A 13,126-nucleotide genomic window follows, 5' to 3' on the forward strand; every position below is an offset into this window, starting at 1 on the left:
CGCCACAATCGACGTGCTTCAAGACCTTGTTTGTGCATCTCGTTGTCCCAAAACCGCTGCGCACTTTTGGGCGAAATGCTTGAGCGCGCCGTTGCTGGCGCCGCACGCGCCGGTGCGGCCGCATTGTCTCCTATTGGAAGCGGCCTCCTCGTTGCAGAACCTCGATCTTGTAGCCGTCCGGATCCTCGATGAAAAAGAAGCGGGCGATCGGCGAACCGTCATGGTTGAACTCGACGATCTTCTTCGGGTTGAGGCCGAGCGCGCCGAGGCGATCATGTTCGCTGTCGAGGTCGGCGATCGAGACCGCGAGGTGGCCGTAACCATCGCCGAGCACGTAGGGCTCGACCCTACCCTTGTTCACGGTCAGTTCGAGCTCGAACCCGGTTTCGGCGTTGCTGAGGTAAATGAGCGTGAACGTCTCGAAGTCCAGCCTGTCGGCAACATCGAGCCCGAAGGCATTCCTGTAGAAATCGACGGATCGGGCCTCGTCGAGAACCCGGATCATGGAATGAATTGCTTTGGCCAAATCAGTCTCCGCCCTTGTGTGGAGCCAATTATGGGCAGAGCGGGGAAAAGGTGGTGGCAGCCGGTTACCACGCCCAAAACCGTGAACTGGCGACGCGCTTTAGGGGACAGGGACGAAAGTCCGATTGCCGTTCCGGCAATTTTGCCAGAGAATGCGCACGGGGACAGGTCGAGCAGTATCAGACCGTACGCCTGCCCGCCCAAGACCAACAAGCATGGGAGGTTTGTCGGATGTGCAGGGTATTTGCGGGCCAGGACCCCGAAGGCTATCGCCAGATCAATCGGTCGATTCGCATTGACGGCCACTCCACCAGCATCCAGCTTGAGGCGACCTTCTGGGCGTTGCTCGATGAAATCGCCGAAAACCAAGGCCTGACGACGCCGAAATTCATCTCCAAGCTTTACGACGAAGCCATCGAGATCAACGGCGCCATTCCAAACTTTGCCTCCATGCTGCGCACCACCTGCGCGCTCTATTTGCGCGGCCATCGGCCAGGCATGGATGAACAGGCGATGCCGAAGCGGCAAGCTGCCTAGCTGTCGACCGCGACAGCAAGAGCCAGCCGGCTCATATCGCTGAACAGCTCCTGGCGCTCGGAGTAGTCGGTCAGTTCATCGGTCTCGATGTTGTCGACCACCGTGCACATCGACAGTGCCCGAGCCCCGAAATGGGCCGCGATGCGATAAAGCGCGCTGGTTTCCATATCCACGGCCAGAGCACCGGCTGCCTGCGCATCGGCAAAGCGGCCGCGTCCTTCAGGATGATAGAAGATGTCGCTGCAAACCGTCAGGCCGGCACAATGGTCGATGCCAAGTTCGGCTGCCTTGGTCAGCGCGCAGCTGAGAAGTGCTGGATCCGGACCGGCGACAGCCTTGTAGAGGCCGAAAACCTGGCCGCTTTGAGCGCTTTCCGCCTGTGCCGATTGCGAGATGACCAGGCTGCGCAGCTTGGCCTTGGCCGTCAGGCTGCCGCAGGTGCCCGTGCGGATCAACGTCCGAGCGCCATAATAGTCAAGTAATTCATGCACATAGATCAGAAACGACGAGACGCCGATGCCGGTCGCTTGAATGCTGATGGGTCTGCCGCGAAACAGTCCGGTAAAGCCAAGGGCGCCGCGTCGGCGATTGATGCAGCGCGGCGCTTCCAGAAAAGTTTGCGCCATCCATTCGGCGCGCTGCGGGTCACCCGGCAACAACACCGTGTCGGCGTAGGCACCCTTGTCTGCTTCGTTGTGTGGCGTCAACCGCTGCTCCCCCAAGCCCGCCTGCCGTTTCAGCCCTCAATCATGGCGTTGTCACGGCGTCTTGCAAGGAAAAGAACATCAGGAGATTCTAATTCTCCAGCACATCCTTGACGATCGTCGCCAGTTGCTTGAGCGAAAACGGCTTTGGCAGGAAGCCGAAATGCGCGTCCGCCGGCAGGTTTCTGGCGAATGCATCCTCGGCATAGCCGGACACGAAGACGAATTTGATGTCCGGCTGGCGCTTGCGCAGTTCACCGAGCAACGTCGGCCCATCCATTTCAGGCATCACCACGTCCGAAACGACGATGTCGACCTTGCCGCCCAGCGCCTCGAACACTTCCAGCGCCTCGACGCCCGAGGAGGCCTCGTGCACGGTATAGCCGCGTGACACCAGCGCCCGCATCCCGCCCATGCGCACGGCGTCCTCGTCCTCGACGAGCAGCACCGTGGCCGAGCCGGACAGATCCTTGGCCGCATCGGCAACCTTCACCGGTGCCGCCGGCAGATCGTCGGGCTGGCCTGCTTTTTTCGCTTCCGCTATATGACGCGGCAGGAAAATGCGGAAAGTCGAGCCCTTGCCGACCTCGGAATCGCAGAAGATGAAGCCGCCGGTCTGCTTGATGATGCCGTAGACCATCGACAGGCCAAGCCCGGTGCCCTTGCCGACCTCCTTGGTGGTGAAGAAGGGCTCGAAAATCTTCTTCAGCACGTCGGGCGCGATGCCGCTGCCGGTATCCTCGACCTCGACCACGACATAGTCGGCCGGGGTGAGTTCACGGTAGGAGAAGGCCTTGCATTCCTCGGCGGTCACATTGCGCGTGCGCACGGTGAGATCGCCGCCGGCCGGCATGGCGTCGCGCGCGTTGACCGCAAGGTTGACCACCACCTGTTCGAACTGCCCGATATCCACCTTGACCGGCCACAGGTCGCGGCCATGGTCGACCTTCAGCTTGATGTCGTTGCCGACAAGGCGGGCCAGCAGCATCCTGAGATCGGCCAGCACGTCGGTCAGGTTGAGCACTTCCGGCCGCAGCGTCTGCTTGCGCGAGAAGGCAAGCAATTGCCGCACCAGCGAGGCCGCCCGGTTGGCATTCTGCTTGATGTTCATGATGTCGGGGAAGGACGGGTCCGACGGACGGTGGTTGGTCAACAAAAGGTCGGACGCCATGATGATGGCGGTCAGCACATTGTTGAAGTCGTGCGCGATACCGCCGGCAAGCTGGCCGACCGCCTGCATCTTCTGGCTTTGCGCCATCTGCCCTTCAAGCGCCTTCTGCTCCGTCGTCTCGACGGCGTAGACGATCGCAGACTCCTCAGCCCCCTCGCCGCCGGTGCCGTCGGCGACCGCGTTGACGTAGAAACGGATGTGCCGGTCGTCGTTGCCGGGCAGCAAGGTATCGATCGGCTCGATGTCGGCCTGCCGCTGCTGCGCCTTTTCGAAAGCCGCGGCGAAGGCCGGCCGGTCGCGCTCATGGATCACCGTGTCGAGCCGCACGCGGCGATCGACCCCGTCCCGGTCGACGACGGACGAAAACAGCGACAGGAACGGCGCATTGGTGCGCAGGATGCGCCCGCTGTGGTCGACGCCGGCGATCGCCATCGGTGTCGAGTTGAAGAAGCGGGTGAAGCGCACTTCCGAAGCACGCAGGTCGGCCGAGGCGTCCTCGCCCTGCGTGCGGTTCAGCACGATCGTGCGCGTCGGCCCGTTGAGGCCTTCGCGGCTGGCCGAAACGCGGTGCATGAAGCGCACCGGCAGCGCCTCGCCCGTCATCGTCGTCAGGTCGAGATCGATGACCGCGTTGCGTGTCGTTCCGGGGTCGGCCTTGACCGAGCGGACCAGCGCCATGCCGTCTCCGGCCACGATCTCCGGCAGGGTGACGGAGCCGGGCGTGAAACTGGTAAGGTCGATGCCCAGCCATTCGGCAAGCGTGGCGTTGATGTAGGTGACACGGCCGTCCTGGTCGGCTGAAAAGAAGCCGGCTGGCGCATGGTCGAGGTGATCGATCGCCTTCTGCAGGTCGAGGAAGAAACGCTCCTGCTCGGCCCGCTCTTGCGAGATGTCGGCAAGCTGCCAGGCCAGCATCGGCAGCCGCTGGCCCGGAACTCTGAAGGCGCGGGCACGCGCCCGATACCAGCGGGCGCCGGGCTCGGCGCCCGGCCGAATGGACTGCGCGAGACGAAACTCGCCGTCGCCCGACTGTCCGTCGCGCAGGCCGGACGCCAGCCGATAGATCGTCACCGAGGCTTCGGGGACATCCGAGAGCAACCCCTCGACCGTCTTCAGGTCGGCCGCCGACGTCGCTCCGGTCATGTCGGCATAGGCCCGATTGGCGTAGACGACGCGGCCCTTGGTGTCGGTGACGAGAAGGCCCTGCGACATAGAATCAACGAATGCCTTCGAGAGTTCGTCACCGGTCGAGCGTGGCGTGATCTGCACGAAGCCGATCGCCGTGGCGAACAGGAAGCCGACGCCGATCATCGCCAGCACACCGAGCATACCGAGCAGGAAAGGGTCGCCGAGGCGCTCGCGGAAAAGGCCGAAGACAATAGCGGCCCCGGTCAGAACGACGATGAAAATGATGAGCCGGGTAACCGCGCCCGGTCGCGTATTCTGGTCGACGATCGGTACCGGATAGAAATCGCCGCGCGCTTCCTTGGCCATGTGCCCCCTGCTCGTGAATCCGGTGTTCCGACACCCGCCCTTGACCGGTTGAATCATATTCTCCTGGTCCGGAAAAGGCCTGGGCGGCAAATGTCGGATAAAAATGATATCTTCCGGCCTTCGGAGTTTTCAAGCTGTTCATCAAGAGCGGAAACGCATTGCGGTAGCCCGCCGCAACGGTCTAGTGTCGCATCACCTCCTCAGGGCAATCAGGGAAAACCAATGCAATGGCTGGATAGCGTGGCGGGCCCCGGTTATGCCGCAGCACTGTTGTGGACTTTTGCAGCGCTTGTCCTGCTGGTCATCGTTCTCGTTATCATCAAGCTTGTGCGCAACCTGACGTTCGGAACCTTCGTTGCCGGCGGCAGGAACCGCAAGACGCGGCTGGCCGTCATGGACGCCACCGCCGTCGACAGCCATCGCCGGCTGGTGCTGATACGCCGCGATGATATCGAACATCTGCTGCTGATCGGCGGTCCGACCGACGTTGTCGTCGAACGTGACATCCGGCTTTCGGCGCCACGCCGTCCGGCGCTGACCGGAGATGGCGGCTTGCAGCCGGTGCCGGCCGCCGCGGCCCCAGCGGCGAAACCGCGTGCACCTCAATCCGCTCCTCTGCCGCCGGCCAGGCAAGCACCTGCTCCGCAGCCGGTGAATGCGGCGGCGCCCGCACGCCCGCGCCAGGCAGCGCCAGCACCGGTGCCTGCACCAGCACCGCTACCGAAGCCACAGCCGACCAATGTCACACCGCTGCCCGCCTATGGATCCGCGAACGCCAATGCCGTCAGGCAGGCGCCACCGCCGCCAACGCAGGACAGCATCGACGATAAGCTGATGAAGGAACTCGAAGTGTCGCTCGACCAGCCGCGTTCGAGCAGCCCGGTGAGCAAACCGGCGGCGAAGGCGCCGCAGTCGCTCGACGACGAAATGACGAAGCTTCTGGGCGAACTCTCCAGCCAGAAGAGATGATCAGAATCTGACCTGCGCAGCCGGCCGGGGAATTGGGCCGGGCGGGCGCGCCAACAAAAATGGCCGGAAAACCGGCCATTCTTATATCAACATCGCCGCAAACCGTCATGAGCACAGCCCATGGGCTATGCGTCAGTCGTCGCGATAGACCTTTTCGCGGCGCTCATGCCGCTCCTGCGCTTCGATCGACAACGTTGCGATCGGACGCGCATCAAGCCGCTTCAACGCGATCGGCTCGCCGGTCTCCTCGCAATAGCCGTAGGTGCCTTCGTCGATGCGCTGCAGGGCCGAATCGATCTTTGCGATGAGCTTTCGCTGGCGGTCGCGGGCCCTGAGCTCGATAGCGCGGTCGGTTTCCGAAGAGGCGCGGTCGGCGAGATCGGGGTGGTTGGCGTTTTCCTGTTGCAGGATTTCGAGAGTTTCGCGCGCTTCGCGCAATATGTCATTCTTCCAGGTGACGAGCTTTTGGCGGAAGTAGGATTTCTGCCGTTCATTCATGAACGGCTCGTCTTCGGAGGGTATGTAATCGGCGGTAACGATGTCGTTCATTCGACTCACCCAAACTGCCCCAATTTTGGCGCCTATATATTCGCGGTCCGACGCCTGCACAAGCGCAATCGGCCGCTGTCTCACGCAATTGTTAATGTTCGGTGGCGGGCGCCTTTGCAGCAGCGAATGGTCGTTTCGATACCAAACTACGCTTCGACACTTTGGATCCCGTGCAACATGCTTTTCGAAGACCGGCATGATCTTCGCGCCGAAGCACAAGCGCCCTTTGCGGCACCGCACATCGATGATTCGCTGTGTTTGAAGAACACGGGCCATTGTGCGCAGCGGCTTTCTCGTGGCTAATCCAGGAAGTTCGGCATTCGGCGTCAGCGGAGGTTGGGTGGGCACGCTTTATCTGTTGCGACATGCCAAGGCCGGCTGGGCACTGCCCGGCATGCGCGATTTCGACCGCCCGCTCGACGCATCCGGCCGCGCCGATGCCGAAATGATGGGCGCCGCCATGCGGTCCCGCTGCTATGTTCCGGACCTGACCATCTGCTCCAACGCCAAACGCGCCAAGGAGACGCTGGAAGGCCTGGCCGGTCAGACCGACACCGGACGGGTCCTGTTCTTCGACACGCTCTACAGCGAAGACGCCGCCGGTTACCTCCGCCTCATCCGCGACAATGGCGGATCGGGTTCGTTGCTGGTCATCGGCCACAATCCGATGACGGAGGATCTCGCCATGGCGGTTTCGGGCAGCGGCGACGAGACGGCGCGGGCCACGCTCAACCACGGTTTCCCGACCACGGGCCTGGCGGTCGTCCGCTTCGACGGCGACCTGGCAAAAGCCGCCCAGGGCGCCGGCCATCTCGAAGCGTTCCTGACGCCGGCCGATCTCTGACGCCATTTCAAAGCCGGGTTCCACAGCCTATATCGGGCGGACCGAAGCCCGAGAGATCATATTTTGGCATCATCGCTGACCACTTTCACCGACGAGGCGAGGATTGCCCTCGACACGCTGTCGGGCCGCGCCACCGGGCTTTTCTCTCCATCGCTGCGATTGGGTGTCACGGGCCTCTCTCGAGCCGGCAAGACGGTGTTCATATCGGCCTTTGTCCACAATCTGATGCATGGCGGGCGCCTGCCGCTGTTCGAGGCCCAGAAATCCGGGCGCATCGCCCGTGCCTTCCTCGAACAGCAGCCTGACGACGCCGTGCCGCGCTTCCAGTACGAGGATCACATCGCCGCACTGGTCAACGATCGCGCCTGGCCCGATTCGACGCGCGCCATTTCCGAATTGCGGCTGACCATCGAATATGAATCAGCCTCCGGCTGGAACCGCATGTTTGCCTCCGGCAAACTGTCGGTCGATATCGTCGACTATCCCGGCGAATGGCTGCTCGACCTGCCGCTGCTTGGCAAATCCTTCGCCGATTTTTCCGGCGAAGCCTTCGAAATGGCCGTTTTGCCGGTGCGCGAGGACCTGTCGCAGGCCTGGCGGGCGTTGTCGGCGGAGATCGACCCGAACGCCGATGCCGACGAGATGACGGCGCGCCGCCTGGCCGAAAGCTTCGCCGCCTATCTGAAGGCGTGCAAGCTCGACGAGCGGGCGCTTTCGACCTTGCCGCCCGGCCGCTTCCTGATGCCTGGCGATCTCGAAGGCTCGCCCGCACTGACCTTCGCGCCCCTGCCTAGGCTGGGCGACAGGCGCGCACGCCCAGGGTCGCTGCACGCCATGATGGACAGGCGTTACGAGGCCTACAAGACGCATGTCGTCAAACCGTTCTTCCGCGAACACATCACGCGCCTCGATCGTCAGATCGTGCTGATCGATGCCATGCAGGCCCTGAACGCTGGCCCCGGCGCCATGGCCGACCTCGAGCGCGCGGTGACCGAGATCCTCAGTTGTTTCCGTCCCGGCCGAGGCAGCTTCCTCACCGACCTGTTTTCACGGCGCATCGACCGCATCCTGGTTGCCGCGACCAAGGCCGACCATCTGCACCACGAAAGCCATGACCGCTTGCAGGCGATCGTGCGGCGGCTTGCCGACCGTGCCGTGGCCCGCGCGAATTTCACCGGCGCCGATGTCGATGTCGTCGCCATGGCGGCGGTGCGCGCGACGCGCGAAGGCACTGTCAAGCAGGGCCGGGAGACACTTCCCGTCATCATCGGCACGCCGATCGCCGGGGAGAAGATCAACGGCGAAACTTTTGACGGCAAAACGGAAACTGCCATATTTCCCGGTGATTTACCGGAGAACATTGATGCGGTGTTCGATGCTTCGGGGCCCGATCACAAGCAGGATACCGGGGATCCGGCAATCCGCTTCGTCCGTTTCCGTCCCCCAAAGCTCGAGCGCACCGCCGAAGGTGTCACGCTGTCGCTGCCGCATATCCGGCTCGACCGTGCCTTGCAGTTCCTGATTGGAGATCATCTGGCATGACCGCGCCCCGCAAGCCGGCCGCATTCCGTATCGAGCCGGAAGCCGAATCGAAACAAGAGGCGCCTGAGGCACGCCGTGCCCAGGTCCAGGTTGACTCCGAGCGGAAGCCCCGTGCGATGAAGACCGATGTCGCGATGGTCATCCCGGCGGAAGTCGATGTCTTCGACGAGCCTGACATCGTTGCCGCCGAACCGCCGCCGGCGATCGCCCCCAGAAAGCGGTCGCTGCTCGGCAGCATCTTCTTCGGCGCCTTTGGTGTGCTGGTTTCGCTGGCTGTCGGCCTGTGGACCGATCAGCTCATACGTGACCTCTTTGCGCGTGCCGAATGGCTGGGCTGGCTGGCCGCCGGCATGGCGGCCATTGCCGTGCTGGCGCTTCTGGTCATCCTGATCCGCGAGTTCCTGGCCATCGCCCGCCTCGCCGAGGTCGAAAAGCTGCAGAAGCGAGCGCTCGATGCGATTGCACGCGACGATCCCAAGGCGGCACGATCGGTGGTCGACGAGCTGTCGGCCTTCGTCGCGGCCAAGCCCGAGACCGCGGCCGGCCGCCGCGCGCTGGCCGAACTGCGCGGCGAAATCATCGATGGCGGCAATCTGGTGCGGTTGGCCGAAGCCGAAATTCTCGGCCCCCTCGATGCCAGGGCCAAGGTGATGATTCTCGAGGCGGCCAAACGCGTCTCGCTGGTGACGGCGGTCAGCCCGCGCGCGCTGGTCGATGTCGCCTATGTCGTGTTCGAGGCCGGACGCCTCATTCGCCGCCTGTCGGAGCTTTATGGTGGGCGGCCGGGAACGCTCGGCTTCTTCCGCCTCGCGCGCAGCGTGCTGGCGCATCTGGCGGTCACCGGTTCGATCGCCGTCGGCGACAGTTTCGTCCAGCAGATCGTCGGCCACGGCCTGGCGGCGCGCCTTTCGGCCAAGCTCGGCGAGGGCGTCGTCAATGGCATGATGACGGCGCGCATCGGCATCGCGGCGATGGAGACCACGCGTCCCCTACCCTTCAGCGCCGCGAAGCGTCCGGGACTGGGCGATTTCCTCTCGGCGCTGACATCGTTTGCAACCAGGAAAGATGCCGAAACAACCCCATCCGGCAAGTGAACCGGGCTGCAGCTTTTGGACCTTCGGAATTGTTACCGGACTGCTTTCCAGTGGTCCCGTAGTGACGAAGCATTAACCAATCTTGTTCATGGTCAGACGGGTTCCAAACAGCCTCTTTGTTGCCGGGTGTCGTCGATGAAAAGTGTAATTCTGTCCAGCGTCTTGCCCCTGGCAACCGCGATAACAGCACTCGTCGGCATCGCCGGGGCGGCTTCCGCCGCGGAGCCGGACAAGCAGTTCTTCCAGTCGGCCGAAGGCAAATGGATCGGACCCGGCGAAATCGTCGCCGGCAAGTACAAAGGCACCAAATTCAACTGCAGCTTCACCGGCTCGACGCCGGACGGCAAGGTCGGCATGACACTCGACGGCGGTTGCCGGGTCGGCATGTTCACCCAGCAAATGACGGCCACGATCGAGCGCAAGGGCCGCGAGGGCTACAAGGGCAGCTTCATGGGCGGCGCTACCGGTTCCGGCCTCGACATCATCGGCGGCAATGTCGTCGATGCCCGCAAGGTGGTCTTCACCATCAACCGCAACCAGCTGCGCGGCGTGATGCAGGCCCGCATCCCTGACGACAATTCGATGACGGTGACCATTGCGGTGCGTGTCGACGACCAGTTGGTGCCGGTGATCGGCATGAGCCTGAAGCGTGTCGATGCCATCGAAGTCGGCTCCATCGCGCCAAACTGAACAATCATAGATCTCTGAAAGCAAAAAGGCGGCGACCTAACGGTCGCCGCCTCGTTCAAACCGCTTCGATCCTGCGATTAGCCCTTGATCGCGGCCGTCACCTCGTCATACGCCTTGCAGGCGTCGGCCAATGTCGTGGTGCCCTGATATTTGGTTGTCACGGCCTGCACCTTGGCCGTCAGGTCAGCCGCCTTGGATGGGTCCTTGGTGATCGCTTCCTGTAGCGCGGCAGCCATGTCCTGCGCTTTCTTGGTTGCGATCTCGGCCGTGCACTCGGGCGCCTTCGAGCACGCCGAACCGGCCAGCACCGCCAGGCCGACGGCAACAAACAAAAACTTCTTCATGTCAGTCATCTCCTCAAAAGGGCTCGACTTGATCGTCGCTCACCCTCCAATGGCCGAAGCCGAGCGTCCTTAGCCTTCGATTGTGGCAAGATGCAACGCGTTCCCAACGTCAACTTGTGTAACGCGCCCGCAACATCGCCGGTGATCCGGATTCGGGCTGTTCGATCCCCACCGAAGCCCCTATCTTCGCCCCTTGTCAAAGAGACTTCGAAATCGGAATCGATCCTCAAACGAGCGGAATGGCGGCATGGCGGTAGAGGCATCGAGCAACGATCTGGTTCAGGTGGTGGCGCTGCTTGCAGCCGGCGTTGTCGCCGTTCCCATCTTCAAGCGCATGGGTCTCGGCTCGATTCTCGGCTATCTGGCCGCTGGTGTGGTGATTGGCCCGTTTGGCCTGCGCGTCTTTTCCGAATCGGAAGCCATTCTTCACGTCGCTGAGCTCGGCGTGGTGATGTTCCTGTTCATCATCGGACTGGAAATGCAGCCCTCGCGGCTGTGGGGCCTGCGCCGCGAGATCTTCGGCCTCGGTGCACTGCAGGTCGGCGTCTGCGCGGTCTTGCTGACCGCTGTTGGCGTGGCGGGAGGGTTTCCGATCTCGCAATCTTTCGTCGCCGGCGCCGGCTTCGTGCTGACCTCGACGGCGATCGTCATGCAGCTTCTGGAGGAACGCGGCGAAATCGCCGAGCCGAAAGGCCAGCGCATCGTCTCGGTGCTGCTGCTCGAGGACCTCGCCATCGTGCCGCTGCTGGCCCTGATCGCATTCCTGGCGCCCGGCGGCGCCGACACCAGCCTGGCGGAGCGCTTCACCGAGATAGGCATCGGCCTTGCCGCGATTGTCGGACTGGTGCTGGCTGGACGCTATCTGCTCAATCCGTTCTTCCGCATCCTGGCGGATGCCCGTGCCCGCGAGGTGATGACGGCTGCCGCCCTTCTGGTCGTCCTCGGATCGGCGCTCGCCATGCGGCTCAGCGGCCTGTCGATGGCGATGGGTGCATTCCTGGCCGGCGTGCTGCTGTCGGAATCGACCTTCCGGCATCAGCTCGAAGCCGACATCGAACCCTTTCGCGGCATCCTGCTCGGCCTGTTCTTCCTTGCCGTCGGCATGTCGCTCGACCTGCATGTGGTGGTCGCGAACTGGCGGCTGGTTGCCATCTATGTCGTCGCCTACATGGTGATGAAGGCGCTCGGCATCTACATCGTCGCGCGGGTCCTGAAAACCCGCCATCGCGAAGCGTTGGAGCGTGCGGTCTTCATGGCGCAAGGCGGCGAATTCGCCTTCGTCCTTTATTCGGCCGCCGCCGCGGTCGGCATCATCGACAACCGGGCCAACGCGACGCTAACGGCGATCGTCATCATCTCGATGGTGCTGACGCCGCTGGCGATCATCGCCTTGCGGTATCTCACACCGCGCGACGAGCAGTCGCTCGACGGGGTCGAGATTGCCGATGGCCTGACCGGCAGCGTGCTGATCATCGGCTTCGGCCGCTTCGGCCAGATCGCCAGTCAGCCGCTGCTCCTGCGCGGCATCGACGTCTCGATCATCGACAACGATGTCGAAATGATCCAGGCGGCGGCCGATTTCGGCTTCAAGGTCTATTATGGCGATGGCACGCGGCTGGACATCCTGCATGCGGCCGGGGCTGGCCGCGCGCGCGCCGTGCTGATCTGCGTCGACAAGCCGGATGTGGCCGTTCGCATCGCCCAGCTGATCAAGGCCGAATTTCCACTGCTCACTGTGCTCGCCCGGGCTTTCGACCGCGGCACGGCGCTGCAGCTCATTCGTGCCGGCGTCGACTTCCAGCTGCGCGAAACCTTCGAATCGGCGTTGGTTTTCGGCGGCTCGGCGCTGGAATCGCTCGGCGTCGATCCAGAAGACGTGGCAGAGGTGATCGAGGATGTGCGGCGCCGTGATACCGCCCGTTTCGAAACCCAACTCGCCGAAGGTGTTCGTGCCGGACAACGCTTCCTGAGGGGCAATATCGGCACGCCCATTCCCACGCCCCTCACCCAGCCGCGCCGTACCGGCCAGGCACTCAATGAAGAGACGGCCGGTGTTTTGCACAAATCAGAACCCGCGGATTGAACAAGGAATTATGCATGGAATTGGACAGCAGGGCCCTGTCGGTCACCAAATTCTGGCGCGACGCAGGCGAGGATGCATGGTTCGAGAAGAACGAGGCTTTCGATGCCGACTTCCGCAACCGCTTTCTCGATCTCCACTATGCCGCCGCGCGGCGTGAATGCGACGACTGGTCGGCACACGCCGAAGGCTCGCTGGCGTTGATGATCCTGCTCGACCAGTTTCCGCGGAACTGCTTTCGCGGCACCGGCCATATGTGCGCGACCGATCCGTTGGCGAAGTATTTTGCTCAAAAGGCCGTCGCGGCCGGCCATGATCTGGCACTGGAACCTGAAGTCCGCGTGTTCCTGTATTTGCCGTTCGAGCATTCGGAAAACCTTGCCGACCAGGAGGTGTCGGTCGAGCTGCACAAGGCCAAAGCCGAGTTCAACCTGAAATATGCGCTCGAGCACCGCGACATCATCTGGAATTTTGGCCGTTTTCCGCACCGAAACAGGATGCTTGGCCGCGAGACCACACCCCAGGAGCAGGCGTTCCTGGATGGCGGCGGCTTCTCCGGTTAGAAGCTCCTGCTGTCGCCCCG

Annotated in this window: 13 protein-coding genes; 8 read left to right on the plus strand and 5 right to left on the minus strand. The window is 63.0% G+C overall.

Annotation, left to right across the window (positions count from 1 at the left end; translation table 11 throughout):
- Positions 1–130: 130 nt before the first annotated feature.
- Positions 131–526: a VOC family protein gene (locus AC1D08_RS23905; RefSeq protein ID WP_095085077.1), complete on the minus strand. Its 396-nt coding sequence runs from the start codon at positions 524–526 to the stop codon at positions 131–133.
- Between the two features lie 230 nt (positions 527–756).
- On the opposite strand from AC1D08_RS23905, the gene AC1D08_RS23910 reads away from it, so the two are divergent.
- Entirely contained in the window at positions 757–1,062 is a 306-nt protein-coding gene (locus AC1D08_RS23910; protein ID WP_457150773.1) for a ribbon-helix-helix domain-containing protein, read from the plus strand.
- Here AC1D08_RS23910 and AC1D08_RS23915 read toward each other — a convergent pair.
- On the minus strand, positions 1,059–1,769 hold the full coding sequence (locus AC1D08_RS23915; protein WP_457150759.1) for a purine-nucleoside phosphorylase: 711 nt from the start codon (positions 1,767–1,769) through the stop codon (positions 1,059–1,061). The genes AC1D08_RS23910 and AC1D08_RS23915 overlap by 4 nt on opposite strands.
- 88 nt (positions 1,770–1,857) lie before the next feature.
- Entirely contained in the window at positions 1,858–4,431 is a 2,574-nt protein-coding gene (cckA, locus tag AC1D08_RS23920) for a cell cycle histidine kinase CckA (protein ID WP_477424224.1), read from the minus strand.
- A 222-nt stretch (positions 4,432–4,653) separates the two neighbouring features.
- Between cckA and AC1D08_RS23925 the strand changes: the two genes are divergently transcribed.
- Positions 4,654–5,400 carry a hypothetical protein gene (locus AC1D08_RS23925; protein WP_457150761.1) on the plus strand — a complete coding sequence of 249 codons (747 nt, stop codon included), beginning with the start codon at positions 4,654–4,656 and terminating at the stop codon, positions 5,398–5,400.
- Positions 5,401–5,532: 132 nt separating this feature from the next.
- Here AC1D08_RS23925 and dksA read toward each other — a convergent pair whose 3' ends face one another.
- A complete protein-coding gene (gene dksA / locus AC1D08_RS23930) occupies positions 5,533–5,949 on the minus strand; it encodes an RNA polymerase-binding protein DksA (RefSeq protein WP_095085082.1) in 417 nt (138 codons plus the stop codon).
- A gap of 340 nt (positions 5,950–6,289) precedes the next feature.
- Between dksA and AC1D08_RS23935 the strand changes: the two genes are divergently transcribed.
- The 4 genes from AC1D08_RS23935 to AC1D08_RS23950 all read left to right on the plus strand — a co-directional run bounded on the left by AC1D08_RS23935 (position 6,290) and on the right by AC1D08_RS23950 (position 10,119).
- Positions 6,290–6,793, plus strand: a complete 504-nt coding sequence (locus AC1D08_RS23935; protein ID WP_095085083.1) for a SixA phosphatase family protein — start codon at positions 6,290–6,292, stop codon at positions 6,791–6,793.
- A gap of 63 nt (positions 6,794–6,856) precedes the next feature.
- Positions 6,857–8,335, plus strand: a complete 1,479-nt coding sequence (locus AC1D08_RS23940; RefSeq protein WP_457150762.1) for a YcjX family GTP-binding protein — start codon at positions 6,857–6,859, stop codon at positions 8,333–8,335.
- A complete protein-coding gene (locus AC1D08_RS23945) occupies positions 8,332–9,429 on the plus strand; it encodes a YcjF family protein (RefSeq protein ID WP_457150763.1) in 1,098 nt (365 codons plus the stop codon). The genes AC1D08_RS23940 and AC1D08_RS23945 overlap by 4 nt, the downstream gene beginning before the upstream one ends.
- A gap of 135 nt (positions 9,430–9,564) precedes the next feature.
- Complete coding sequence (locus AC1D08_RS23950; protein WP_457150764.1) at positions 9,565–10,119, plus strand: hypothetical protein; 555 nt, start codon at positions 9,565–9,567, stop codon at positions 10,117–10,119.
- Positions 10,120–10,196: 77 nt separating this feature from the next.
- Here the strand turns inward: AC1D08_RS23950 and AC1D08_RS23955 are convergent, their stop codons facing one another.
- The gene (locus AC1D08_RS23955) at positions 10,197–10,463 is read right to left on the minus strand and encodes a hypothetical protein (RefSeq protein ID WP_095085087.1); all 267 of its coding nucleotides are present in this window, start codon (positions 10,461–10,463) and stop codon (positions 10,197–10,199) included.
- 247 nt (positions 10,464–10,710) lie between these two features.
- Here AC1D08_RS23955 and AC1D08_RS23960 point away from each other — a divergent pair, with 247 nt between their 5' ends.
- Both AC1D08_RS23960 and AC1D08_RS23965 read left to right on the plus strand, forming a co-directional pair.
- Entirely contained in the window at positions 10,711–12,546 is a 1,836-nt protein-coding gene (locus AC1D08_RS23960; RefSeq protein WP_457150765.1) for a monovalent cation:proton antiporter-2 (CPA2) family protein, read from the plus strand.
- A gap of 14 nt (positions 12,547–12,560) precedes the next feature.
- Positions 12,561–13,106, plus strand: a complete 546-nt coding sequence (locus AC1D08_RS23965; protein WP_457150766.1) for a DUF924 family protein — start codon at positions 12,561–12,563, stop codon at positions 13,104–13,106.
- Positions 13,107–13,126: the final 20 nt, after the last annotated feature.

The organism is Mesorhizobium sp. P2_E6, assembly GCF_056403835.1.

What these genes read in the sequence shown, in the direction of transcription:
- AC1D08_RS23910 (WP_457150773.1), top strand. Translation starts at nt 757, where the DNA reads ATGTGCAGGGTATTTGCGGGCCAGGACCCCGAAGGCTATCGCCAGATC.
- AC1D08_RS23960 (WP_457150765.1), top strand. Translation starts at nt 10,711, where the DNA reads ATGGCGGTAGAGGCATCGAGCAACGATCTGGTTCAGGTGGTGGCGCTG.
- AC1D08_RS23950 (WP_457150764.1), top strand. Translation starts at nt 9,565, where the DNA reads ATGAAAAGTGTAATTCTGTCCAGCGTCTTGCCCCTGGCAACCGCGATA.
- dksA (WP_095085082.1), bottom strand. Translation starts at nt 5,949, where the DNA reads ATGAACGACATCGTTACCGCCGATTACATACCCTCCGAAGACGAGCCG.
- AC1D08_RS23945 (WP_457150763.1), top strand. Translation starts at nt 8,332, where the DNA reads ATGACCGCGCCCCGCAAGCCGGCCGCATTCCGTATCGAGCCGGAAGCC.
- AC1D08_RS23925 (WP_457150761.1), top strand. Translation starts at nt 4,654, where the DNA reads ATGCAATGGCTGGATAGCGTGGCGGGCCCCGGTTATGCCGCAGCACTG.
- AC1D08_RS23965 (WP_457150766.1), top strand. Translation starts at nt 12,561, where the DNA reads ATGGAATTGGACAGCAGGGCCCTGTCGGTCACCAAATTCTGGCGCGAC.
- cckA (WP_477424224.1), bottom strand. Translation starts at nt 4,431, where the DNA reads ATGGCCAAGGAAGCGCGCGGCGATTTCTATCCGGTACCGATCGTCGAC.
- AC1D08_RS23955 (WP_095085087.1), bottom strand. Translation starts at nt 10,463, where the DNA reads ATGAAGAAGTTTTTGTTTGTTGCCGTCGGCCTGGCGGTGCTGGCCGGT.